Annotated in this window: 19 protein-coding genes; 8 read left to right on the top strand and 11 right to left on the bottom strand. The window is 61.0% G+C overall.

The features are described 5' to 3' along the window. Positions 1-265: 265 nt before the first annotated feature. Entirely contained in the window at positions 266-700 is a 435-nt protein-coding gene (locus FFV09_RS12030; protein WP_141448048.1) for a hypothetical protein, read from the top strand. Positions 701-772: 72 nt separating this feature from the next. On the opposite strand, the gene FFV09_RS12025 is transcribed toward FFV09_RS12030, so the two are convergent. Then, on the bottom strand, positions 773-3,265 hold the full coding sequence (locus tag FFV09_RS12025; RefSeq protein WP_141448047.1) for an MMPL family transporter: 2,493 nt from the start codon (positions 3,263-3,265) through the stop codon (positions 773-775). A 43-nt stretch (positions 3,266-3,308) separates the two neighbouring features. Further along, positions 3,309-3,920 (bottom strand): TetR/AcrR family transcriptional regulator, encoded by a 612-nt coding sequence (locus FFV09_RS12020; protein ID WP_141448046.1) that lies wholly within the window; start codon positions 3,918-3,920, stop codon positions 3,309-3,311. Positions 3,921-4,104: 184 nt separating this feature from the next. Here FFV09_RS12020 and FFV09_RS12015 point away from each other — a divergent pair, with 184 nt between their 5' ends. After that, a complete protein-coding gene (locus FFV09_RS12015; RefSeq protein WP_141448045.1) occupies positions 4,105-4,650 on the top strand; it encodes a GNAT family N-acetyltransferase in 546 nt (181 codons plus the stop codon). A gap of 142 nt (positions 4,651-4,792) precedes the next feature. On the opposite strand, the gene brnQ is transcribed toward FFV09_RS12015, so the two are convergent. The 4 genes from brnQ to FFV09_RS11995 form a co-directional block, all read right to left on the bottom strand. Continuing rightward, entirely contained in the window at positions 4,793-6,205 is a 1,413-nt protein-coding gene (gene brnQ / locus FFV09_RS12010) for a branched-chain amino acid transport system II carrier protein (RefSeq protein ID WP_141448044.1), read from the bottom strand. A 180-nt stretch (positions 6,206-6,385) separates the two neighbouring features. Then, entirely contained in the window at positions 6,386-7,057 is a 672-nt protein-coding gene (locus FFV09_RS12005; protein WP_141448043.1) for a GntR family transcriptional regulator, read from the bottom strand. A gap of 168 nt (positions 7,058-7,225) precedes the next feature. After that, a complete protein-coding gene (locus FFV09_RS12000) occupies positions 7,226-7,783 on the bottom strand; it encodes a hypothetical protein (RefSeq protein ID WP_141448042.1) in 558 nt (185 codons plus the stop codon). Continuing rightward, positions 7,767-9,149: an AAA family ATPase gene (locus FFV09_RS11995; RefSeq protein ID WP_246098561.1), complete on the bottom strand. Its 1,383-nt coding sequence runs from the start codon at positions 9,147-9,149 to the stop codon at positions 7,767-7,769. Before FFV09_RS11995 ends, FFV09_RS12000 begins: the two co-directional genes overlap by 17 nt. Before the next feature lie 174 nt (positions 9,150-9,323). On the opposite strand from FFV09_RS11995, the gene FFV09_RS11990 reads away from it, so the two are divergent. From FFV09_RS11990 to FFV09_RS11980, 3 genes are all read left to right on the top strand, one after another. Next, positions 9,324-11,369: a hypothetical protein gene (locus tag FFV09_RS11990; RefSeq protein WP_141448040.1), complete on the top strand. Its 2,046-nt coding sequence runs from the start codon at positions 9,324-9,326 to the stop codon at positions 11,367-11,369. After that, positions 11,366-14,647, top strand: a complete 3,282-nt coding sequence (locus FFV09_RS11985; protein WP_141448039.1) for a DEAD/DEAH box helicase — start codon at positions 11,366-11,368, stop codon at positions 14,645-14,647. The genes FFV09_RS11990 and FFV09_RS11985 overlap by 4 nt, the downstream gene beginning before the upstream one ends. Positions 14,648-15,144: 497 nt before the next feature. Continuing rightward, positions 15,145-15,582 (top strand): GNAT family N-acetyltransferase, encoded by a 438-nt coding sequence (locus tag FFV09_RS11980; RefSeq protein ID WP_141448038.1) that lies wholly within the window; start codon positions 15,145-15,147, stop codon positions 15,580-15,582. 255 nt (positions 15,583-15,837) lie between these two features. Here the strand turns inward: FFV09_RS11980 and FFV09_RS11975 are convergent, their stop codons facing one another. From FFV09_RS11975 to FFV09_RS11955, 5 genes are all read right to left on the bottom strand, one after another. Continuing rightward, positions 15,838-16,674 carry an endonuclease/exonuclease/phosphatase family protein gene (locus FFV09_RS11975; protein WP_141448037.1) on the bottom strand — a complete coding sequence of 279 codons (837 nt, stop codon included), beginning with the start codon at positions 16,672-16,674 and terminating at the stop codon, positions 15,838-15,840. 177 nt (positions 16,675-16,851) lie between these two features. Next, a complete protein-coding gene (locus FFV09_RS11970; protein WP_141448036.1) occupies positions 16,852-17,319 on the bottom strand; it encodes an Lrp/AsnC family transcriptional regulator in 468 nt (155 codons plus the stop codon). Positions 17,320-17,376: 57 nt separating this feature from the next. After that, a complete protein-coding gene (locus FFV09_RS11965) occupies positions 17,377-18,081 on the bottom strand; it encodes a response regulator (RefSeq protein WP_141448035.1) in 705 nt (234 codons plus the stop codon). Then, positions 18,071-20,764 carry an ATP-binding protein gene (locus tag FFV09_RS11960; protein WP_141448034.1) on the bottom strand — a complete coding sequence of 898 codons (2,694 nt, stop codon included), beginning with the start codon at positions 20,762-20,764 and terminating at the stop codon, positions 18,071-18,073. Before FFV09_RS11960 ends, FFV09_RS11965 begins: the two co-directional genes overlap by 11 nt. Positions 20,765-20,925: 161 nt before the next feature. Then, on the bottom strand, positions 20,926-21,159 hold the full coding sequence (locus FFV09_RS11955; RefSeq protein ID WP_141448033.1) for a hypothetical protein: 234 nt from the start codon (positions 21,157-21,159) through the stop codon (positions 20,926-20,928). 93 nt (positions 21,160-21,252) lie between these two features. On the opposite strand from FFV09_RS11955, the gene FFV09_RS24555 reads away from it, so the two are divergent. The 3 genes from FFV09_RS24555 to kdpB all read left to right on the top strand — a co-directional run bounded on the left by FFV09_RS24555 (position 21,253) and on the right by kdpB (position 25,154). Beyond that, on the top strand, positions 21,253-21,333 hold the full coding sequence (locus FFV09_RS24555) for a potassium-transporting ATPase subunit F (RefSeq protein ID WP_141450444.1): 81 nt from the start codon (positions 21,253-21,255) through the stop codon (positions 21,331-21,333). 73 nt (positions 21,334-21,406) lie between these two features. Beyond that, positions 21,407-23,092 carry a potassium-transporting ATPase subunit KdpA gene (kdpA, locus tag FFV09_RS11945; RefSeq protein WP_202111897.1) on the top strand — a complete coding sequence of 562 codons (1,686 nt, stop codon included), beginning with the start codon at positions 21,407-21,409 and terminating at the stop codon, positions 23,090-23,092. A gap of 31 nt (positions 23,093-23,123) precedes the next feature. Then, positions 23,124-25,154 (top strand): potassium-transporting ATPase subunit KdpB, encoded by a 2,031-nt coding sequence (gene kdpB / locus FFV09_RS11940; protein WP_141448032.1) that lies wholly within the window; start codon positions 23,124-23,126, stop codon positions 25,152-25,154. Positions 25,155-25,325: the final 171 nt, after the last annotated feature.

Raw genomic sequence — 25,325 nt, 5'->3', positions numbered from 1 at the left:
TTTAAATTCCTCCAGATAAGTGTATTCAATAGAAACTCTATGAAGATGCCTTCTTTAAAACTTATCTTCTGGTTTTAAAGAAGTTAATAAAGTTTCTCTTGTACTTAAAAAGGAGTCGAATATGTCAATCTACAACTTTTTTAAAAAATAATTATTAAACTCATTCATTAATTTTTTGCTTGCTTGAATATTACTTTCAAATAGGAGGCTTCGTTGACGCATGCTATAATTAATTTAAATTGTTAAAAGATTAGGAGGTTTATTAATGTTTATACTAGCCATGATCATAATCGGATTGTTATCCTATCTTGCCGGTTTAAGTAGTTACTTATACTTTCTGAAGGTCATTTACGATCAGTCTCTTGGATCCGAGATTGCTTTTGTGATTTTTGCAACTCTTTTAGGCTTTATTCTTATTGCCTATCCAGCTTTTATGGGAATAGTATATGCTGTAGACCAGGTGGCAAAAAAGTTCAAGTTACTTCTATATCCATTAGCCTGTATTGCAATTTTCTTTATCCCTACTCTTTTGATTTTATTGATCTGGGGCGGAGTTTCTCCGTTTTCTGATGAAGCTTTACTATTTTATTTCTTTTATATATTTTCCGGGCTCGTTTTTGGTATAGGTTATTGGCTGATTCAAAAAATGAATTTGGGTCGTGTATTTAAATCGAAAACAAACAAAAAAACGAGCCTTTAGAATCAATTCTAAAGGCTCGTTTCGTATTTCCGGCATGTTATTTGAGTCCGGCTCTTGTCCAGCCTACATTGTTCAGCGCCCTCTCGCGGCTTCCGCCGCTTCCTGCGCTTCCTGCGCTTTCAGCTCTTCGAGCAGCTTGTCGCCTTCGACGTCAAGGTTCGGCAGGATGCGGTCGAGCCATTTCGGCAGCGCCCACGCTTTGTCGCCGAACAGCGACATGACGGCCGGAACGAGCGTCATGCGGATCACGAACGCGTCGATCAGGATGCCGACGGCCAGTGCGAAGCCGATCTGCTTGATCATGATGTCGTGCGTGAAGATGAAGCCGGCGAACACGGCGACCATGATGACGGCGGCCGCCACGACGACGCGGCTCGCCTGGCCGTAGCCGTGGATGACACTGTCGCTGCCCCGGCGGCCGTGTACGTAGGACTCGCGCATGGACGAGACGAGGAACACCTGATAGTCCATCGCCAGGCCGTACAGAATGCCGGTCACCATGATCGGCATGAAGCTCAGGATCGGACCTGCCGTATCGAACGCGAACAGGTCGTGCGCCCAGCCCCATTGGAACACGGCAGTCGTGATGCCGAACGTCGCCAGGATGCTGAGCAGGAAGCCGACCGTCGCCTTGATCGGCACGACGATCGAACGGAACACGAGCAGCAGAATGATCAGCGACAAGACGACGATGATGCCGACGTAGATCGGGAACACTTCGGCGAGCTTCGCCGACATGTCGATATTGACCGCCGTCACGCCGGTTACGCCGAGCGTGATGCCGTTATCGGTCGCAAGCGCCGACTCGTCGTCGCGCAGCGTCGTCACGAGGTCGCGCGTCTCGGCGTCGTTCGGTCCGGTCTTCGGAATGACGCTCAGCAGCGCCAGCTTGCCGTTCTCGCTGATGCCGAGCGGCGAGACGACCGACACGTTGTCGACCTGCCCGATGCCCTGCGTCAGCGCGCCGAGCGTCTGCGGCGTCACGTCTGCGCCGTTCGCCGATTCTGCGACGATCAGCAGCGTGCCGTTGAAGCCTTCGCCGAAGCTCTCGGAGATGGCGTCATAGCTCTGGCGCTTGGCCGTATCGAGATCGGCCGAAGCCGCGGACGGAATCGCCAGATCCATTTTGAGAGCCGGAATCGCCGCCACGCCGAGCACGGCGACGATCAGCAGAATGACCGGCCAGCGGAATTTGATAACGCCGTGAATCCAGCGCGCTTTCTCCTGCTTGTCGGCGCGGGAAGCCCGCAGGGCGGCATTTTTCTCGCGCGCTTTGCGCGAGCAGATCCGCTCGCCGATCAGGCCGAGCAGCGCCGGCAGCAGCGTGAGCGCGATCAGGACGTTCAGCAGCACCGTCACCGAAGCGACGAGCGCCATCGTGCTGAGGAAGCCGATGCCGATAACGAGCAAACCGCACAGCGCGATAATGACCGTCAGGCCCGCGAAGAAGACGGCACTGCCCGCGGTACCGACCGAACGGCTGGCCGCTTCCTTGGCGCTAAGCCCCTGGTCGAAAATAAGGCGGCGCTGGCGGTTGATGATGAACAGCGCGTAGTCGATGCCGACCGCGAGGCCGACCATCAGCGCCAGCACCGGCGTAATGGAGCTCATGCTGAGGAACGAGGAGAACGCGTACGCGCCTCCGACTCCGATGCCGACGCCGAACAGCGCGACGATCAGCGGCAGGCCGGCGGCGATGACGGAACCGAGCGTCATGATCAGCACGATCGCCGCCACGACGAGGCCGTAAATCTCGTTGGTGCCGACCGGAATGTCGAGCGGCAGCAGCGATTCGCTCGGCAGCGCTTCGACGCCGGTCTCGCTGGCGACGGCTTCGACCGTGTCGATCACCGATTCCTTCACTTCGTCGGACACGGCGGACTGCTGCACCGTGAACTGGAACTGGAACAGCGCCGCGCTGCCGTCGTTTGCGATCGTCACGCCGATGACCGGCATGCCGTCCACGACGAGCGGCGTGTACGGCGGCCGTTCGGCGCCGGGCTGAGCGGCGCCTGCGCCCTGCTGGGCGGCGGCATCGCTGCCGGCGGCGCCTTCGGCTGCTCCGGCTTCGCCGGCTTGAGCGGCACCCGCGCCCTGCTGGGCGTCGGCGTTATCCCCGGCAGCCCCGCCGGGGGTCTGGCCCGCCGCGGAAGCCGCGTCGCCGGCGCCGGCCGGCGCGCCTTCCGTGCTCTGCGCGGCCTGGGCCTGCGCCTGGGCCATCGCCTGCGCGGCCAATTCGGGCGCGTTCAGAATCTGGTCGAGGCCGTAGACTTCGTCGACCGCTTCCCGGATCGCCGCCAACCGTTCCGGCGTATTCAGGCTCTCGCCTTCGGGCGCGACGAACACGACGCTGCCCTGCCCGCCGGAAGCTTCCGGCTGCACTTCGGCCAACTGGTCGAGCACTTTTTGCGACTCCGTGCCTTCCAGCTTCATCTCCGAGCTCACGCTCACGCCGTTAAGGCCCAGCATCGCGATCACGATCGCCAGAACGACGACCCATCCCCCGATAAACAACCAGGGCTTGCTGTAGGCGGACTTGCCGATTTTATACAAAAACTTGGACACTAGGGCTCGCTCCTTCTATTCGCGCATCGGACAAGTCCGATCGTCAGAATCCGTTTTTCAAATAATCGAACGTGGTGCGCAAAAACTCGTCAAACGTCGCTTCTCCCGGCTCGCCGGCCTGTTCTTCTCCGGGAATGCGCACATTTTCCCCTTCGAGGATCGACAGCACCGCCCCGAACACCGCTCCGGCCAAAATATGCGTGTAGCCCGGCGGATAATGTCCGGCGTAATTGCGGTCCAGTTCTTCCTGCGCCGCTTTTTGCAGCCGCTGCAGGACGATCAAGACGTACGGCTCAAGCGTGGGGTATTCGCGGGCCATCCGCAGCAGCTGCCGCAGATTGCGCAGCAGTTCGGCCGTGAACTGCATCCGCGACCACTGCTCAAGCGCTTCGAGCGGAGCCATGCCGGCCGGGACTTCGACTTCCCGCAGCACGTCGCTTCGGCCGCTGCTCAGCGAGAGCACCGCCATCGCCACCGCTTCTTCCTTGCACGAAAAATGGTTGGCGAACGTGCGCCGGGAATACCGCGCGCGCTGCACCGCGTCTTCGATCGTGAAGCCGTCCAGCCCTTTCTCGATCGCCAAGGCATACGAAGTCCGGGCCAGCACATGCCATGTTTCTTCTTTTTTCATATCGCGCAGGCTTTGTTTGGTCATGCAAATCCTCCTTTCTTCGCCGCAAGCTTTTCAGGTTTTTGCAGAAATGCTTCAAAACAAGCATATCATTTCATTGCCCAATGTGCAAAGTTACCCAATCGGAACCGGATTTCTCTTTTTCCGCGCGCCCCGGTATACTCGGTTTCAAGGAAGACTTACCCTGAGAGAAAGAAGGAGACTGCCCATGCAGCGGATCGAGACGGAGCGATTGATTTTACGCAACTTTGCCGGAAAAGACGCCGCCTTTTTGCTGGAATACGCGGCGAACCCGCAGGCCACCTGCTTTTTGGACGAGCGACTGCCCGACTTCGAAGCGGCCGCCCTCAAAGTGCTGGAGAAAAGCCGGGACGACGCGCAGATCGCGGTGTGCCTCAAAGAAAACGATCGTCTGATCGGCGAATTGTTCGCCATGAAGGAAGAGCCGGATACTTATTCCGTCGGCTGGAACTTCAACCCGCGCTACGAAGGCCAGGGCTACGCCGGCGAGAGCACGCGCGCGCTGCTGAACCATCTGTTCACGCAGATGAATGCCCGGAGGCTGTACGCTTACGTCGAAGACGACAACCGCAGGTCGCAGCAGCTGTGCGAACGGCTGGGCATGCGCCAGGAAGGGCTGTTCCTGGAGTTCGTCTCGTTCACTTCGAACGCGGACGGAACGCCCAGGTACGAGAACACCTTCCAATATGCGCTGCTGAAAAAAGAATGGCTGCTCGCGCAGCAAAACGGCTGAACGCCGGGCGCCGCTGCACACGTCAAAAAACCGGGTATCCGACTGCGGTCGGTCCCGGTTTTTGGCATGCTGTTTTCGATCTGCTTTTTCGTCTGCTTTTCTGTCTGCTTTTCTGTCTGAACACGCTCCGTACGCGGCGCGATCAGCGGCCGTGCGACGTGCCTTTGCCGTCCCGAACGGAAGGCGTGGGCTTGGCGGAAGGTTCGGATGGGGTCTCCCGCGCGGTCAGTCCCTGCGGCCGGCCGGTGAATCTGGCGACGAGGGCGCCGCCGATTCCGCCGACCAACGCGGGCAGCAGCCAACCGAGGCCGAGCGCGTGAAACGGAAGGATTTCGCCGAACAGCCGCTCGACCGCGCCGATCTCGAAGCCGGCCGCTTTGAGTCCGTCGAACAGGCTCACGAGAAACGTCAGCAGCATCGTGCCCTGGTACACTTCGTTCCGCCCTTTGAAGAGCGGGTGCAGGAACGTCAGCAGCACCAGCGCGATCACGAGCGGATACAGCATCATGAGCACGGGCACGGACACTTTGATCAACCCGTTGAGGCCGATGTTGGCGACGAGCGCGCTGAACGCGGCCAGCGCTACGGCAATCTTTTTATAGGAAAGCTTCGGATACAGCCCGTGGAAAAACGACGCGCAGGACGTGATCAGCCCGACGCTCGTCGTCATGCAGGCCACCGTGATCATCAGTCCCAGCAAAATGGACCCGTACGCGCCGAAATAATGCGACGAGACGGCGGCGAGAATATCGGCTCCGTTGCCGAGCACGCCAAGCTTGCCGACGCTCGAAGCGCCCATATAGGCCAGCGACGTATAGATGAACGCCAGCAGCACGCCCGCGATCAGAATCGCTTTGGCGCAGGCGCCCATAAGCGAGCGGCGTCCGGTGACGCCGCGGTCTTTGAGCGCGTTGACGATGATGATGCCGAAGATGGTCGCCGCGAGCGCATCCAGCGTCAGATACCCTTCCTGGAAGCCTTTGAAAAACGCGTGCGACGCATAGCTCGGGTCCGGCGTCCCAAAGTTCGCGATCGGATAGAGAAGCGCCGCCGCGACCAGCACGCCGATAAAGGTCAGCTTCATCGGCGTCAGCACCCGGCCCACGATGTCGATGATCCGGGTCGGATTCAGCGACAGCAGGCAGGCGACGCCGAAGAACAGCACCGTGAAGACCGCAAGCGCCAGATGATGCGAATCGGCGGCCGGCAGCAGCGGCTTCACGCCGATCTCGAACGAGACGCTGCCGGTGCGCGGCATGGCGAAGAACGGGCCGATCGCCAGATACAGCACGACGGTGAAGATCAGTCCGAACGTCGGATTCACGCGGCTCGACAGCCCCCGCAGATCGCGCTCGCCCGAGAAGACGAAAGCGGCGACGGCAATCAGCGGCAGGCCGACCCCGGTGACGAGAAAGCCCGCGTTGGCGGACCAGACGTTCTCGCCGGCCATCTGGCCGAGCATCGGCGGGAAAATCAGGTTGCCCGCTCCGAAGAACAGGGCGAACAGCATGGAACCGAGAATGATAACCAAAGACAAAGGCGCTTTGCGCGACATAATAAAAAATCCTCCAACCGTGCAGCCCCGCGCGTCGAATCCGGTTCGCGGCAGCCTTCCGCTGCGGAAAGCGCCAAACCGGTCCATTCATCGGGCGAGGCTGCCCGCTTAATTAGTGAAAACGTTCGTGTTCGTGCAGGCGGCGAAGACGCGAAGAACACGCTTAACGGAAAAACGATCTTAACGTTCGTTCTCCCGCAGCGCTTCGTCGTACGCGTCGATCGCGCGCAGCCAGTTGCCCCGCACGAGGCGATTGACTTCGGCCGGGTCGCCCTGCTCGAAAGCCTGCAAAATGTCTTCGTGTTCGTCGACCGACTTGAGGCTCAAAATGATCGAATTATGGAAAAAGAGTCTGCGAATATGGGCCTGAAAAGTCGAAATCGTGTTGGCGATATACGGATTGTCCACCAAATCGACGACGAAGCCGTGGAACTCCTCGTCCAGTTTCAGCGCGTAGTGGGAGTCTCCTCGCCCGAGCGCTTCGCCGAATTCGGCGTTGATCTCGCGCAGCGACTCGATCTCGCGCGCCGTGACTTGGGGCAGCGCAAGCTCGGCGGCGAGCGCCTGAAGCACCGCAAGCGGCGGCAAAATCTTGGCGACGTCCCCGCCGTCCACCGCCGTCACCTGCGTGGATACGCCGGGATTCATCTCGACCAGCCCTTCGACGCTGAGCAGCTGCAGCGCTTCGCGCACCGGCGTCCGGCTGACGCCGAGCGCGGCGGCCAGCTCGCTGTCGTTCAGCTTCTCGCCCGGCTTGAGCGTGCCGTCGATAATCCATTCCTGAAGCTGCCGGAAAGCGCGCTGCTTGGCGGTCAGGGGATTGGGCATGGAAAACCCTGCTGGAATCGGCATGACTTCCTCCTTCATTGTTAACATGTCGTGACAAGATTTTCTCATTATAGCTTTTGGGGCTGCGTCATGCAATATATTGCATACGGTTACATGGGAATTATTTTGCAAACAAAAACCGCTCCGGCTGCATGCCCGGCATGCGCATGTCTCCGAAACGGCCTATGACAATCAAATAAAATAACGCAACTCGTATTTGTCCTTGCAGTCGACGAAAGCGACAGGCAGCCCTTTTTCGTTCACGTAAGAAGCTTTCCGGCTTTTATGATCCGCCTTTTTCTGGACGTTTTTACGCGGATCTCTGCTGAAAATAATGTATTTGGTCTCCAGGCTCCTCGTATCGACTCCCGGATAATGCATATCGACGAGTCCCAGCAAATAATCCGCAAACAGTTTGCCCGCCCGAAGCTGCTTGACGCCTTCTTTGGCGTTTCCGGACTTCAATTCGATGACCAACAGATATAACCGGTCGTCGCACTTGCAGAACACGATCGCATCATTTTTCATTTTGACGTTGGACACGTCTTGAAGAAACGGAAACGGCTCCAAACCCCGATTGTCCAGCGACAAGGCGCATACCTGCCCGGCTCCCAAAATCGTCACCTGCCTGCAGCGGGTCTGACGGGTCGCCGTGTCCGGACTGGTCTCGAGTATCGTCAATGAAGACGAAGGATCAAGCTTGTAACGAGGATGAACGACCTCGTTCAGGACCTCAATCAGATTCCGCATGCTCTTCATTCTCCATAAGTGCATAGTAAATTTCATCATTGGAATCATTGTACTGGTTGATTACTTCGTTGAACGTCTCGGCGATGACGCCTTCGCGTTCGTTGACTTCCATTTCCGCTATGGTATGATCCGCAAACATATACGCTCCGACATTTTGCGGCTCAAGAATCTGTTTCGCGGTGTATCCGAACTTTTGCATAATATGTTCTTTGTTCTCGAAGTCGTTGGAGAGCATGATCAGATTGTTGAATTCTTTGACAATATAATCGCTGTGAGTGGACAAAATGACACGCAGTCCGCGATTCGTCGCCTCCGCCAAAATCCGCGCCAGCTTGCGTTGATTGTCGGGATGAAGATTGAGTTCGGGTTCGTCGATGATCAGGGTCGCGCCGGGGACAGCCATATGGTTGAAATAAAAGACGAGTCCGAACAGCGTTTTGGCTGTCGAAGACGAAGTATGCAGGCCGATTTTGAAATTGTCATTGGCTGCTTCCGCCGAATCCGATACATACTGAATGCCTGTGTCGTCAAGTACGTAGCTGCCTTTCAGGACAGTTTCCTGAATTTTCAAAGCCAAATCCGAGAAAGAGCTTTTTTGTCTTGCATAAAACGATAAACGGTTCAAAAAAGTAAGGTAATCCGAGATCGGTTTGGCGTACATACTGATTTCTTTCTTCAGGTCGAAAACCAGGGAATCATGGCGAACTTCGGATGTTACTTTGCGCAGCAGTTCGTTACGGGAAGCATTCAACTCTTTATAAAATAAATTCAACCCCGCCCGTTCGGCCGGAAGCAGAAAAGCATCGCTGTATAAGTCCTTGAATATTAGTGTGTTAAAAAAATGTCTGATTCCAAAATTTAATACGTAAGAGAAAGTAACATCGTCCAAATCTTCAGTTCCCTTTTCTAACTTGACTTCCGCCATAAAACTTTTGGCCGGCTTGGTGATCTGACCTGCCGGTTGTCCGTTAAGACCCCATTGATGTTCAAACTTTTCATCGAAGACCTCTTTTTTGATGTGTTCGACGTTTTGGCGTAAAGTTATTCTGGAATCGGTAAACCCATCTGGTTCCGCATTCAATAGGTCCGGCAAAGAGCGCGTGAGCTCCTCAGACCAAGCCTCTTTTACCTCGTTGTGTTGATTTAACGCATTTTCAAGATCCACTTCCGCAATCCCGCTGCTTTTTAATGCTTTTTCGTCTAAAAAATTGATACCGGTTTGGAACTTTTTATCAAAAACATTGTACAAAACATAACTCGCATAGGTTTTCCCCGCATTATTTTCTCCGCAAAACAGCATTAAGTTATGAAGCGAAACGCTGCCGCGGTTGATCGGACCTACCTTTTCAAACTCAACTGATAACACCAAATTCCGCCTCCCTTATCGGGTTTTTCGCGCAAAGACTCGTTACTCTCCATTATATCGGTCTCTCTTCGAAAAAACAGCTTGGGAAATCGTATCGGGGTACAGACGTTCGCCGTCCCATGCTATAATAGGCGGACGACAAAAACAGAGTACTTTACGGGAGACGATTGAGGCATGGATGCGAACACGACGTTCACCGACGAACAATGGAACAGACTCGTTCAGGGCGTTGCGGAAGCTTTCGACGACCTGACGTTAAAAAGAGGATTTCAATACGAACGCATGGGCAGCGTTCAGCAGCTGGCCGTGTCCGAAGAACGGCGGCTGGAAGCCGAAGTCAAAGAAGGCGACGGCGTCTGCCGGGTCGACGTGGCGCTCGATTTCGCCGGCGGCGGAAGCTGCGACTGCAAAGACCGCAAGCCGTGCCGGCACCAGGCGGCCGCGCTGATGAAGCTGGCCCGCCTGCGCGGCCGGCCGGTCTCGGCGCTGGCCAACGCCAGCGCTTCGGCGGCGAAAGCGAAGCGCGAAGCGGACGCGGCGGCCGGAAATCCGGCGGCGGATCGCGCCGACGGAGGCGAAGCGGCTCCGGCGGCGAGTACGGACCCGACGGGCAGCGGCCGGGCCGGACAGACGGGCACGGCGGCGATCGAGCCGCCGGGCAGCCGGGCCGAAGCAGGCCGCGACAACGCGGCTGCGGACGGTCGGCAGGCTCGAACGGCAGCGCCGCGCAGCGATAGCTCCGACGCGGAGCGCGCCGATCAAACGGCGGCGGCTCGGCCGGACTTTCTGTCCGACGACCCGTCCGTCGGCTCGGCCGGCGACTTCGCAGGCGGCGCGCCGGGGAAAAAGCCGGGCGTCGAAGAAGCCGCGCTGCTCGCCGCTTCCGGCATTTCGACCTGGAACCGTCGCTTCGAAGAAGCGGCTTCTTCGCTGAACGGCCGCACGCGCAACCCGAAATTCGCGGAACTGACGCTCCAGCTCGCCTTCGCGGACATGCCGCCGTTCAAGCCGGGCATCGAAGCGTTATACCGGCTGAACGCGCATCTGTTCGTGCTGCGGACGCTGAGCGCGCCGACCGGTGCCGGGCTGTCCTCGTCCGGCTACTTTGCGCATCTGGCCGTGTCCGACACGGCATCCGGCATGGCCGGCCTGCTGGCCGCTCCTCTTCCAGACCGGGACGACCCGCAGGTGCGTGAGCGGCTCGGCGAGACGCTGCATGCCGTGCGCCGGCAGATGCTGACCGAAGGCCGCGAATCGGAGCTGTTCTCGACCGGCTATTACGGGCTGCTGAACGGCTGGGCCGCGCCGGAAGCGGGCTTTGCCGCTCGGGCAGGCGCCCAAGCGGGCAGCGGACACGCCGAAACGGCGGTGGAAATGCCCGATCTGTTCGCGCTGGATCACGCCGTCCCTGCGGACGACCCGGCTGCTTCGCTCGATCCGGTCGATCCGGAGCAGCTGCGGAAGCTGGCGGAAGAACGGCGCGATTTTTACGAATCCGAACTGCAGTATTTGATGGACGAAGAGCGGGAGCTCGGGCGGGCGCTGAACCGTCAGGCCTGGCTGGGCGCGAACGCCTGGAGCCGGTTCTGCCTCGGTCAGGATGACCAAGCGAGAGCGCTGCTTGGCGAAGCCGCGGACAAGCCGTATTTTTCGCCCAAAAAACTGCCCGACTTCCTCTCTCCGCTCGCCCGCGCGGGCGAATGGGATCGGCTGACCGATTGGCTGGAGACCTTCGGCCCGCTGCTGGAGCGCGCACGCGCCAACCTGACGGATTACGGACAACTGTGGGACCGGGCGATCGCGCATCGGCCGGACGCCGAAGCTCGCATGTGGACGACGCTGCAGGGCATGCTGCCGCACGCGTCTTCGCTGTACGAAGCCAAGCTGCTGGAACGAAGCAACTGGGACGGCTGGATGGACTATCAGCTGTCGACCGGGGCGGAGCCGTCGAGCTTCAAAGTGGCCGACTTCGCTCCGATCGAGAAAAACGCGCCGCATCTGCTGCTGCCGTTCTACCATCAGGCCGCCGAGCGGCTGGTCGAGCAGCGCAGCCGGGACGGCTACAAGGGCGCGGTCCGCCTGCTCAAACGGCTGGAGAAATTGTATCGGAAAATGAAGCGCGAAGATCGCTGGGAAGCGTTCATGGAATCGTTTAACGCCCGCTACGGGCGGCTGCGCGCGCTTCAGGAAGAATTGAAGAAAGGAAAATTGATGCTATGAACGCAGTCATGGAGACCGTTACCGTACATGCGGTACTGAGCGAATACGGCGACGCCCTGCTCTACGGAACGAAGCCGACTTACGGCGCCGTGCCGGGGTTGTATTTCAAGCAGCTGCTGTTTGCGCGGCATGAAGAATCGTTCTACGGCACCGAACTCGAGATCCAGACCAGCGGCGAGATGGATCTGGTGCTGCTGCCGGCGGAAATGGTGCTGTCGTTCTTCGCGGACCGGCCGCTGCTGAAGCATGTCGACTGGTCGTTCGAAGGCGACGCGGAGCTGCTGGCGCAAAGCGCGCCGGCGCTTGCCGCAAGCATCGCGAAACGGGCTTACAAGCCGGACTTCGGAGCGTACCGTTCGGGCAAATTGCAGTGGAAATGGGATCGGCATGCGCTCAAGGAGCGCGGGATCGCCGCGGTGCTTGCCGCGCTCGACCGGGGCAAGATTCGCGCCGCGGGCGCCGAAGCGGGAGAACGCGAAGTCCGCAAAACGCAGAGCAACGAAGAAGCTTACGAGGAAGCGATGTTCGGCGGACGCGGCGAGGAAGAAGCCGAAGCCGAGGAATCGTTTATGGCGGGGCTGCGCGCCGCCTATTCGGCGGCCGTGTTCCAGCGCCGCTACGGTTCGGAGCAGGCGGCGCTCGATCTGCGCCGCGAGCATCCGAAGCTGTTCGACCGCGGCGCTTCGGCGGCGGGGCTGGACGAAGACGCGTGGCTGATCGCGGTCGGCTGGCGCGAAGACGCCATGCCGATGCGCCCGGTCGTCCGGTTCCTCGAACCGGACGAAGACCGCGACAACTGGAGGCTGGAACTCGCCCTCCAGGACAAAAAGGACGAGACGTCGCTCGTCCCGATCACGCTCTCCGACGTCGGCGTCGCCGCCGGCAGTTGGCCTTCGGCCTGGGAGAAGCATGTGCGCGAACGAAGCGCAGAATGGCTCAAAAGCCTGCGGACCGGTCTGCCGACGCCACGCGTGGCACCGGGGACGGACATTCTGTCCCGCACGATGAGCGGACCGGAAGCGTGGCAGTTCCTGACGAAGGACAGCCCGCGGCTGCTGGACGCCGGATGGCGGGTGCTGCTGCCGGCCTGGTGGCAGGCGGCGAGCAAGAAGAAGCCCAAGCTCAAGGCGCGGGTCAAGGAAGAAGAAGGCGGCGACGAGAAGAAAAAGGGCGGCAAGTCCGTGTTCGGACTCGATTCCGTCCTGAACTTCGATTGGCGGATCGCGATCGGCGACGCGGAGTTCAGCGAAGAAGAATATCTGGAGCTTGCGGCGCGCAACGAGCGGCTCGTGCAGTTCCGCGGCGAATGGGTCGCGCTCGATCCGGTGCTGCTGACGCAGATCAGCCGGGCGATGAACGGGCTGGACAAGTCCCGCGGCTTGTCGTTCCAAGATATTCTTCAGCTGCAGCTGCTCAAAAAAGCCGAAGAAGACGGCGAAGCGGAAGAACGGGCCAAAGCCGACGCGAACGCGCGGCTGGAGATCGAAGTGCAGCTGACCGGCCATCTGGCCTCGCTGATCGACCAGCTCGGCCAGAAAGACGCCTGGCCGGAAATCGACCTGCCGCAAGGGCTGCGCGCCGAGCTGCGGGGCTACCAGCGCGAAGGCTTCGGCTGGCTCGCTTTCCTGCGCCAGCTCGGGCTCGGCGCCTGCCTGGCCGACGACATGGGCCTCGGCAAGACCGTGCAGCTTATCTCGTATCTGCTGCACGTCAAAGAAAGCCGCGCCGTGGCCGCTTCGGGCTCGGGCTCGGGCTCGGGCGAAGCCGCGCGAGGCCGCGCAGGCGCAGCCTCGCGCGGCGCGGCTTCGGAAGCCTACGCGGATGTCCGCACGCCGCCCCGCGCAGGCGCTCGCGGAACCGGCGCGGCGCAGCCGCGCTCCGCTTCGGCCGGGCCGGCCGGTCCCGCCGCTTCCGGCTGGCTGCCTCAGGACGACGGCATCATCCGTCCCGGTTCCTATCCGCTCGAAGCTTCCCTGATCATCTGCCCGACGTCCCTGCTGGGCAACTGGCAGAAAGAAATCGCGCGCTTCGCGCCGGATCTGCGCGTCATGCTGCACTACGGCAGCGGACGCCGGACCGGCGAAGCGTTCGCCGCGGCGGCTTCCGACGCCGACGTGATCCTGACGTCCTACGCGACGTCCGCTCTCGACCAGGACCTGCTGCGCGGCTTCAACTGGCTGACGATCTGCCTCGACGAAGCCCAGACGATCAAAAACGCGCAGACGAAGCAGTCTACGGCGATCCGCAGCTTCCGCGCGCTGCACAAGATCGCGCTGACCGGCACGCCGATCGAGAACCGGCTGTCCGAGCTGTGGTCGATCTACGACTTCATGGTGCCCGGCTATCTCGGCGGGCCGAAAGCTTTTCAGGACCGGTTTGCGAACCCGATCGAGAAAGAGCAAAACGAAGAAAAGATCGGCGAACTGCAAAAGCTCGTCAAGCCGTTCATGCTGCGCCGCAAAAAGAAAGACCCGAATATCCAGCTGGACCTGCCGGAGAAAAACGAGATGAAGACATATATCCATCTCACCCCGGAGCAGAGCGTCCTGTACGAGCAGGTCGTCAAGCAGCTGCTCAAAGAAATGCCGCAGCTTGAAGGCATGAAGCGCAAAGGCGCGATTCTGTCCGCGCTGACGCAGCTCAAGCGGCTGTGCGACCATCCGGTGCTGACCGCGGGCGAATCGACCGCGGCCGAGCCGGAAGACGCGCCGGATCTCGATACGCTGATCGAGCAGTCGGCCAAGCTGTCGCGGCTCGTCGCGATGGTCAAAGAGCTGCGGGCCGAAGGCGAGCGCTGCCTGATCTTCACCCAGTACATCGGCATGGGCGAAATGATGCAGCGCGTCCTCGGCGAAGAACTCGGCGAGAACGTGCTGTACCTGAACGGCAGCACGCCGCGAACGATGCGCGAGCGCATGATCGAGCAGTTCCAGGCGCAGGATCAGCCCGCCGGCGAGACGACGGCCGTATTCATCCTGTCGCTCAAAGCGGGCGGCGTCGGCCTCAACCTGACGGCGGCCAATCACGTGTTCCACGTCGACCGCTGGTGGAACCCGGCCGTCGAGAACCAGGCGACCGACCGGGCTTACCGGATGGGCCAGACGAAGGACGTGCAGGTGCACAAATTCATCTCGATCGGCACGCTGGAAGAGCGGATCGACGACATGCTGGAGAGCAAGCAGCAGCTCAGCGACAGCGTCATCGCCGGCTCGGAAGGCTGGATCACCGAGCTGTCCGACAACGCGCTGCGGGATCTGTTCACGCTGCGGCAGGGCTGATCGGACCCACGCAAGCGACCGGACAGAGCTCGGACAGAGGGCGGACAGAGGGCGGACAGAGCTCGAACCGTCGGCCTGGCTTGCCTCGGACCGGCGATTCATGAACGTCTGTCTCAAATCCGAAAATGTGTGCATTTCGTACACATTTTCAGCAGAAAACGCTGCTCTCGCGCGAAATGTTGTCATTCTGATCGCTTTTTCGCTTCAAAAGGCTCTTATCCCGGAAAAGCTTGCAAAAATGTGAGCAAAATGATCCCTTTTTCGCTTGTCCGTCGTTTTTTCGGTCGAAAAGTGATCATAAAGTCAACTTTTATGCGGGTGCGGAGCGGGTGCAGAGCGATTGCGGAGAAGTAAATCTCGATTTCGCATGATTTTGCACATTTCCGCATGATCTTGCACGATTTCGATCCTTTTCCAACCGTTTTCTTGTTCGCCAACCGATTGCCGTTCCCGTGTGAACCGATGCCAAGCCCAATCCCGACAGAAGGAGCCTTACCATGACCCAACCGGAACATTCGCACGACATTGTCCTCGCTTACGAGGTGCCCCAGCCCGACGAATATATCGAACTGCGCGTCGCGGCGGGTATGAGCACGCGCACGCCGGAAGCGGCGCGCCGCGGCCTGCCCAATTCGCTGTTCGCGGTCACGCTGCGCGAAAACGGCCGGCTCGTCGGCATGGGACGCGTGCTCGGCGACGGCGGCTGCGCTTACCTGATCTCCGACATCGTCGTGCATCCGTCCATGCAGCGCCGCGGCCTCGGCCGACGCGTCATGGCGGAGATCGAGCGCTATTTGGAGAAAAACGTGCCGCCCGGCTCGTTCGTCAGCCTCATCGCCGACACGCCGGCCGACGCGCTGTACCGCCATTTCGGCTTTATCGACACGGCTCCGGCTTCGATCGGAATGTATCGTCCGAGCCGGCCGAAAGCCTGAGCACCTCAGCCGCATCCAAGCCGAAAGGCCCGGCTCCATGCCGGCCCCAAATCCGGAGCGCCGGCCCTTTAATCCAGGCCCTGAACCGGTCCTCACTCATCTTGCCCCGTTGTTGACCCGGTCCTGACCCGGTTGTCGGCCGGCCCAAGGCTCTACCCTGTTTTCTTCATATTTTCTCCATGTTTGCTCCATGCCAAAAGCCCCCGAAGCCGCGGAATCTATCCGCTTTCGAGGGCTTTTTTTCACGCCTATGGCTTATTCCAGCTCCGCCGCCACGCCGAAATGATCCGACACGACCGGGCCGTTGCGGCCGTCGAGCACGACTTCGGACTTCTTGACGGCGACCGGGCGGCTGGACAAGATGTAGTCGATTCGCAGCGGGCGCTCGTTGTCGGACCAGCCGGCGATCGCTTTGAGCACGGTCGAACCTTCGTCTTTTTCCGCGGCGGCCGTGTGCAGATCGCACCAGCCGCGCTCCATGACGTAATCGTAGCCTTCGCCGCGGATCTGCGCCACGTTGTTAAGATCGCCGAGCAGATACAGCGGTTCGCTGCCGGCCCGAAGCTCCGCCAACACGTCTTCGGTCCGGTCCCATTGGCCGCGGAACGGTTCGATCGCGTCGTTCCACCAGCCGTAATGGCCGCTTGCCGCCCAGAACGCCCGCTCCGGTTCGGCCTGCGCGGACGTGCGAACGACGAGCAGGCGGCGCGTCTTGTGGTTGTGATAATCTTCGAGCGCCGACACCCGGGCGCAGAACGCTTCCGTGATCGGCATCCGGCTCAGTACGGCCAGACCTTCGTCGTAACGGCCGAACGTGGCGTGCGTCGGAATCCACGTCCAGTAATAAGGCGTCTGCAGGCGCTCCAGCAGCGCGAGCACGAAATGGCCTTCGCGAATGACGAGCCCCGCTTCTCCTTCGACGTAACGTTCCATCGACGGACCAGACGCCGGGGCGCCGTTCATCGGCTGGTTGATCTCCTGCAGGGCCACGACGTCGAAGCCGCGCTCCCCGATAAATTCGGCCAGTTGGTCGAGCTTCTCCAGCTGGTTTTCTTCGTGCCACGAGTGGGCGTTCAGCGTCAGCAATTTCATCGGTATCCCCCGCATTCTTGAATGTTCCGTCTCTTTTCGACCTTACCAGTGTACCACACGCACAAAAACCGGAAGCGCGACCGTTCGGCTCCGCTTCCCGGAAAGGGACGAAGCCGGCGTGACGCATCTTCCGGTTTTTGCATAAAAAGCGCGCTGCCGCACTCCGGCTTCTCAGGACTAAAGCTGCCGGCTCTGCTCAAGCTCCGCAGCGTTCGGAGGCAGCATGGGACGGGAAGCGACCGGCGAAGCCAGCACGACCGACGTCTGCACGCTGCCGAAGTCCATCAGGCGATCGACCAATTCTTTTAACCCCGGCGTACCGGCAACGGCAGCCTGCAGGAAATAGCTGGCATTGCCCGTCACCCGGTGGCATTCCACGATGTCCGGTTCGGACTGGGCCCACCGCTCAAACTGCTGCGCGGGAATCCGAAGATCGGAAATTTGCAGCACGAGCCGCGTATCGCGGCCTACGGCCTGCGGAGACACGCGCGCCATATAGCCTTCGATCACGCCGCGCTCTTCCAGCCGGTGCAGCCTCTCGGCCACGCTCGGACGGCTGAGCGACAGCTCCTGCGATAACGACGTTACGTTCATGCGAGCATTTTGCTGCAGTAATCTCAGAATCTTTACATCTAAAGCATCCATTCCCCATCACCCTATTCCGCATTGCGAATTTAAGCGTTGAAACGTTTCTCCATTATATCATTCCTGAACCAGGAAGCGGTATCCGACTCCAGGTTCGGTTACGATCAGCCGGGGCTGGGACGGATCTTCTTCGAGCTTTTTGCGCAGATGCCCGATATAGATTCGCAAATAGTGACTGTCGCCTTCGTCGTGCCGGCTGCCCCAGACCTGCTGCAGCAGTTGGCGCTGCGTGACCACTTTGCCCGCGTTGTGCGCCAGCGCTTTCAGCAAATCGTATTCGGTCGGCGTCAGCTTGACCCGCTCCCCGTGCCGTTCGACGATGCGCTGCGCCAGGTCGATCGCAAGTCCCCCGCTGCGAATGACCGGCTCTTCCGCCGTCTTCAACGCGTGGCGCAGCGCGACGCGGATCCGCGCGACCAGCTCGCCCATGCCGAACGGCTTGGTCACGTAATCGTCCGCCCCCGCGTCCAGCGCGGCGATTTTGTCTTCTTCCCGGTCTTTGGCCGTGAGCACGATGACCGGGACGACCGACCATTCGCGGATGCGTTCCAGCACCTGCATGCCCGTCAGGTCCGGCAGACCCAGATCGAGCACGATCAGCTCCGGCGCGTGCATCGACGCCTGCAGCACGCCTTCTTCCCCCGTATCCGCTTCGTGCACCGCGTACCCGTGCGCGGCAAGCGTCACGCGAAGCAGCTTGCGGATCTGCGGCTCGTCGTCCACGATCAGGATGCGCGCGCCCGCTCCGTTCTCATTCGTCATCGTTCATTCCCCTCTCTGCGCCGGGCCGAAAGTCATGCCCCGCTTCCGGCAGTTTCGGCGTGTCCGCGGCCGGCAGCCGAATCGAGACGATCGTCCCGGATCGGCCGTCCGTTCTCGGCGCGGCAGTGATCGTGCCTTCGTGCAGGTCGACGATGCCTTTACAGATGGCAAGGCCCAGACCCGTCCCCGACACCTGCCGCGTGGAATCGGACCGGTAAAACTTCTCGAACACGCGCTGCCGTTCCCCTTCCGGGATGCCCGGCCCTTCGTCCGAGACGGACAGGATCAGCATACCGCCCTGCGCCCGCGCTTCGAGCCCGATCGTGCTGCCGTCCGGCCCGTACTTGATCGCGTTGCCCAGTACGTTGCCGAGCACCTGCTCCAGCAGCACCTCGTCGCCCCGCACCATCGGGAGGTCGTCCGGAACGCGGAGCGACAGCTCCCGGCTTCCGCGAATGTCGCGGATTTGCGCAAGCGACACCCCGATCAGGTCCTGCACATCGCACCATTCCCGGCGCAGCGTCAGCATGCCGCTCTCCAGCCGCACCATCCCAAGCAAATTCTGCACGAGCCGGTTCATGCGCATCGCGCCGCTACGGATCGTCTCCAGCAGCTCCATCCGGTCTTCCCGCGAAAAAAGGTCGTCGTTGTCGATCAATCCCGTCGCCGAGCCGACGATCGTCGCAAGCGGCGTTCGCAGCTCGTGCGACACCGAATCGAGAATCGCGGTGCGCAGCCGTTCCGATTCGGCCGTCAGATGCGCAAGCTTCGCTTCTTCGGCCAGCTTGAAGCGGGCGATGGCCGCGGCCGCCAGGTCGCACAGCGCTTCGAGCAGCCGCTGCTGCTCGCCGGTCAGTTCGGCGTCGCTTCCGTCGCCCCGCTTGGGCAGCCGGACGGCCAGCACGCCGTACGTCCGCTCCTCGGTGCGCAGCGGCATGTAGCGGCCCGGCAGCTCGCGCAGCGTGTTCGATCCCCGGCCGGCGGCTTCCCCGTCGCCGAAGACCAGGCCCGCCACGACGTCCTCTTCCCGGGCTCTCTCCCCGCCGTCCCCGTGGTCGGAAAATCCGCCCGAAGCGTGTACGCGGCGCAGGCGACCGTCTTCGTCGGGCAAATAGACGGACGTCTCGGCTCCGATCGTCTGCGACAGCTGGCGCGCCATGCCGTCCAGCAGCGACGAGACGTCGGAGACCGCACCGATCTGGCGGCTGAACGCGTACAGCGAAGCCGTGTGCTCTTCGCGCTGGCGCGCGTGCAGCAGCTGCTGCTTGAGCCGGCCGGCGAGGCTTGCCGTCAGCGCAGCCACCGACAGGTAGACGCCGAACGAGATCAGGTAGCGCAGATCGGACACGGTAAAGCTCAGCTGCGGCGCGACGAAGAAGAAATCGAGCGCCAGCACGCTCGCGCCGGCCGCGAACAGCGACGGACCGAGCCCTCCGTAGACCGCGAACAGCAGCACGGGAAACAGGTAGATCAGCGCGATGTTGACGATCTCCAGCACCGCCGCGTACCGCAGCAGCACCGCGGTCATCGCCGCCGTCAGCAGCGTGATGAGCACGTAGGACGCCCAGCCGGGCAGCCCGCCGGGCGGCAGCTTCGCCAGTCGGCTGCCCGGGTCCGGCCGCTCCGCGCTTCCGGCCGCCGGCACGACGCGAATCTGGATGCCGCGGCTGCCGCGCACCAGCTCCTCGGCCAGCGTCCGGCGCAGGCGCAGCCCGCGGCGCGGCCGCAGCGTCTCCCCGACGAGGATCTGCCGGATATGATGGCGTTCCGCGAAACGCAGCAGTTCCCCGCTCACGCTGCGCCCGTCCCGCACGGCGACTTCCGCGCCCAGCTCTTCGGCCAGGCGCAGATTGCGCTCGGGATCGCCTTGAAGCCGAGGCGGCGCGCCGAGAGTGCGCTCGGGCTGTTTGACGTGGACCGCGATCCACGACGTCTTGAGCGCCGCGGCGGTCCGGCGGCCGATGCGCAGCAGTTCGGCCGTCGACGGGCCGCTGCCCACGGCGACCATGACTTTCTCCGCCACGGACCACGGCTCGGACGAATCGTCCCCGCGGCCGTGCAGGTACGCGTCGAGCCGGCTGTCCATCCGTTCCGCCGCAAACCGGAACAGCATCTCGCGCAGCGCGGACAGCGACGCTTCGCTGCGGGGCGCAGCCCCGCCTCGGCGCATAATCTCTTCGGGCGGCGCGTCCGCGATGCGCAGCACGTCCGCCTGTTCGACGAACGCGTCGGGCACCGTCTCCGTCAGGGGGCGGCCGCAGATCCGGCCCGCCAGTCCGTTGAGACTCTCGACGTGCCCGATATTCAGCGCCGCGTAGACGTCGATGCCGTTCAGCAGCAGCGTCTCGACGTCCATGTACCGCTTGAGCCGCACGGCCCGTTTGGCGTTTCTCGCTTCGAGGCGGTCCACGACGACCAGCCCCGGCTTTTCTTCCAGCAGCGCGTCCACGTCCAGGTCGCCGCCGCGTTCCGGCGCGGCCGGCAGGTCCGCATGCCGCAGCAGGTCCAGCGTGTCGGGATACTGCGCTTCCGCACCGGATACGGCGCAGCGCACCGCGACGCCGGCCGCCGCTTCCCGGATCGCCGCCCGCAGCATCGACTGCGTCTTGCCCGAACCGGGAGCCGCCCCGATAAACAACGTCAATTTGCCTCTGCGAAGTCCTTTTTTCTCCAAGTCGTCCACGTCTGCTCTCCTGTCGGCCCGAAGGCCTGCTTTTCCGTTCGCTTCAAGTATAGAGCATCCGGCAGCGCAAGAAGTGAATGTAAGGTTACACCCGCATAAAAAAGATATAAAGATGTGCCGCAAACGTGTAAAAATCGCGTAAAAATAAGCGATAATCGGAGTTAAACTTCGTAAAACGGAGTTATATCGATCATTAACATCTCCAGTTTAAACAAAAACCGTTCAAAAGGCCTATAAGGCTTTTTTTCGCGTTCGGCCCGTTTTACAGACAGAGCCGGCAGGACTACGATACGAGACATGAATCGCGAGACCGAATCCAGCGTTCCGGCCCCTGCCGCCGGCGCTTCCGGCCCGATATCCTGCATCCGAAGGAAGGTTGAATCCATGACCGACATGTTAATGATCGCCGGCTTCGCCGTTATGACGCTGGCCGCTCTGGGCCTCTCCGCCTGGTCCGGCCGAGTGATCCGGGAAGGACGTGAAGAGCGATGATCGTGCTGCTCGCGGGCCTCGTCGCCCTGCTGTTTCTGTATCTAGGCTACGCCCTGATCAACCCGGAAAAGTTCTGACCCCCGGCATCCGCCGAACGTGCAAGCGCAAGAATCGAAATTGTTCGTCGGTCTTCACCGGCCGACCCATCAGATGGAGGGAAGTTTTGTGACTACTATCAGCATCCTCGCAATCGCCGTCACGCTGCTGATCGCCGCAGCGTTGGCGAAGCCGGTCGGCCTGTACCTGGCGGCGGCGTTCGATTACGGCCCCAATCGGCTGAACCGGATCTACGGGCCGTTCGAACGGCTCATTCATGCAGTCAGCGGGATCCGCGAAGAAAATCAAAGTTGGAAAACGTACGCCGCTTCGCTGGTCCTGAGCAACGCCGTCATGATCCTGCTCGTGTATCTGGTGCTCCGCTTCCAGGGGCTGCTGCCGCTGAACCCGGCCGGCATCGCCAACATGGAACCGACGCTCGCGTTCAACACGGCGATCAGCTTCATGGCCAACACCGACCTCCAGCATTACAGCGGCGAGAGCGGCGTCTCCTACCTGTCGCAGATCAGCGTGCTCGTCTTCGCCATGTTCGTCTCGCCGGCCACCGGCCTCGCGCTCGTCATGGCGTTTATCCGCGGCTTGACGGGCCGGGCGCCCGGCAACTTTTTCGCCGACCTGATCCGTGCCCTGACCCGCGTGCTGCTGCCGGTCGCTTTCGTATCGGCACTGCTGTTCGTCTTCATGGGCGTGCCGCAGACGTTCGAACCGGCCGCGACGGCCACGACGCTCGAAGGCGCGCAGCAGACGATCGCCCGCGGCCCGATCGCTTCGTTTCTCGCGATCAAGGAATTGGGCAATAACGGCGGCGGCTTCCTCGGCGTCAACTCGGCGCATCCGTTCGAGAATCCGAACGGGCTGAGCAACCTGCTGCAAATCCTGCTCATGCTGCTCGTCACTTCCGCGCTGCCGTTCGCTTACGGCAAAATGGCCGGCTCGATCAAGCAGGGCCGCGTGCTGTTCGTCTCCATGCTCATGCTGCTGCTCGTCATGACTACCGTGTCGCTCACCGCCGAAAGCGCAGGCAACCCGGCGCTGAACGCGCTCGGCATCGAACACAGCCAGGGCTCGATGGAAGGCAAGGAAGTGCGCTTCGGCGAAGCGCAGTCGGCTTTTTATTCCGTCATTACGACGGCGGCCGAGACCGGAGCCGTCAATACGATGCATGACACGCTGACGCCGATCGGCGGGCTCGTTCCGCTGGCCAACATGATGCTCAATACCGTCTTCGGCGGCATGGGCGTCGGCTTCGTCAACGTGCTGATGTACGCGATCATCGCCGTGTTCCTGTCCGGCCTGATGGTCGGGCGCACCCCGGAGTTCCTCGGCCGCAAAATCGAAGGCAAGGAAATGAAGCTGATCGCGGTCACGCTGCTGATCCAGCCGTTCCTGATTCTCGTGCCGACGGCGATCGCGCTCGCCCTCCATCCGGAGACGATCTCGAATCCCGGCTTCCACGGGCTGACCCAGGCGCTGTACGAATACACGTCCGCGGCGGCCAACAACGGCTCCGGCTTCGAAGGACTGGGCGACGCCACTTCGTTCTGGAATATCTCGACGGGCATCGTCATGTTCTTCGGCCGTTACCTGTCGATGGTGACGCTGCTGGCGGTAGCCGCTTCGCTGGCTTCCAAGAAGCGGGTCCCGGAATCGTCCGGCACGTTCCGCACCGACACCGCGATGTTCGGAGCCGTCTTCGTCGGCATCGTGCTGATCGTCGGCGCGCTGACGTTCTTCCCCGCTCTCGTACTCGGCCCGATCGCCGAGCAGCTGACGCTGTAAACCTCTTAATTAGAAATGGAGACGCTGATTTATGGATAAGAAAAAGACCATGCTGAGCGGGGAGATCGCAAGCGCCGCCCTGCGGCAGTCGTTCGTGAAGCTCGATCCGCGCATCATGCTGCGCAACCCGGTCATGTTCGTCGTCGAAATCGGATTTCTCGTCACGCTGCTGCTGTGCTTCGTGCCGGACGCGTTCGGCGGCACCGTGCCGCGCTGGTTCAACGTCGTCACCTCGGTCATCCTGCTGCTGACGCTGCTGTTCGCCAACTTCGCCGAAGCGCTGGCCGAAGGCCGCGGCAAAGCCCAGGCCGATTCGCTCAAAAAAACAAAGCAGGACGTCGCGGCCAACAAAGTGTCGAGCGGCGGCGCGATCAAGGTCGTGCCGGCGTCCGAACTGCGCAAAGGCGACTTCGTCGTCGTGACGACCGGCGAGATGATTCCGGGCGACGGCGAAGTCGTCGAAGGACTCGCTTCCGTCGACGAATCGGCGATCACCGGCGAATCCGCCCCGGTCATCAAGGAAGCGGGCGGCGATTTCAGCTCCGTCACCGGCGGCACCAAAGTCGTCAGCGACAAGATCAAGGTGCGCATCACCGCCGATCCCGGCGAATCGTTCCTCGATCGGATGATCTCGCTCGTCGAAGGCGCGAAGCGCCAGAAGACGCCGAACGAGATCGCGCTGAACACCGTGCTCGTCAGCTTGACGCTGATCTTCCTGATCGTCGTCGTCACGCTGCCGTTCCTGTCGGGCTTTCTCGACATTCAAATGGAAATCCCGATTCTCGTCGCCCTGCTCGTCTGCCTGATCCCGACCACGATCGGCGGACTGCTGTCCGCGATCGGCATCGCGGGCATGGACCGGGTCACGCAGTTCAACGTGCTGGCCATGTCCGGCAAAGCGGTCGAAGCGTCGGGCGATATCAATACGATCATCCTCGACAAAACGGGCACGATCACGTTCGGCAACCGGATGGCGAGCGAATTCGTCGCCGTTCAGGGCAGCCGCGAAGACGAGACGGCCTACTGGGCTTCGGTCAGCTCGCTGCAAGACGAGACGCCGGAAGGCCGTTCGGTGCTGGAATTGATGAAAAAGAACGGGTTCGTCTACGACGAAGAACTGGCCGAAGGCGGCGAGTTTATCGAATTCAAGGCCGAGACGCGCATGAGCGGCATCGATCTTGCCGACGGCCGCAAAGTGCGCAAAGGCGCGGTCGACTCCGTCAAGCAGTGGGTACTCTCGCAGGGCGGCTCGATTCCGGGCGACCTCGAAGCGAACGGCGCCGCGATCGCGACGGCCGGCGGCACGCCGCTTGCCGTCGCCGTGGACGAACGGATCTACGGCCTGATCTATCTCAAGGATACCGTCAAGCCCGGCATGCGCGAGCGGTTCGAACAGATGCGCCGCATGGGCATCAAGACGATCATGTGTACCGGCGACAATCCGCTGACCGCCGCCACCATTGCCCGCGAAGCGGGCGTGGACGATTTTATCGCCGAGAGCACGCCGGAAGACAAGATCGCCGTCATCCGCCGCGAGCAGGCCGAAGGCAAGCTCGTCGCCATGACCGGCGACGGCACGAACGACGCGCCGGCTCTCGCCCAGGCCGACGTCGGTATCGCCATGAACAGCGGCACCGTCGCCGCCAAGGAAGCGGCCAACATGGTCGACCTGGATTCCGATCCGTCGAAGATCATCGAAGTGGTCGCGATCGGCAAGCAGCTGCTCATGACGCGCGGCGCGCTGACCACGTTCAGCATCGCCAACGACGTCGCCAAATATTTCGCGATCATCCCGGCCATGTTCATGGTCGCGATCCCGCAGATGCAGGCGCTCAACGTCATGCGGCTCGATTCCCCGCTGTCGGCCATCCTGTCCGCGCTGATCTTCAACGCGATCATCATTCCGATGCTGATTCCGCTGGCGATGCGCGGCGTGGCGTACAAGCCGATGAGCACGAGCCGCCTGCTCGGCAAAAACCTGCTGATCTACGGCCTCGGCGGAGTCATCGTGCCGTTTATCGGGATCAAGCTGATCGATCTGGTCGTTCAGGTGTTCATCTGAAGGATTTGACGGCCCTGACGGATCTGACGGCCCTGACCGACCTGACCGATCGTCGAACAAAACCATCTCCGTCGTTACAACCCTCGCAATCGATACGGCATTCGAAATCGATGCGATATTCAAAATCGATCAAACATTTAAAATCGATCAAACATTCAAAATCGGCGGTTC

The organism is Saccharibacillus brassicae, assembly GCF_006542275.1.
GTDB lineage: Bacteria > Bacillota > Bacilli > Paenibacillales > Paenibacillaceae > Saccharibacillus > Saccharibacillus brassicae.
Note: the sequence above shows the minus strand (reverse complement) of the source record. Positions and strands in the feature narration are given on the sequence as shown.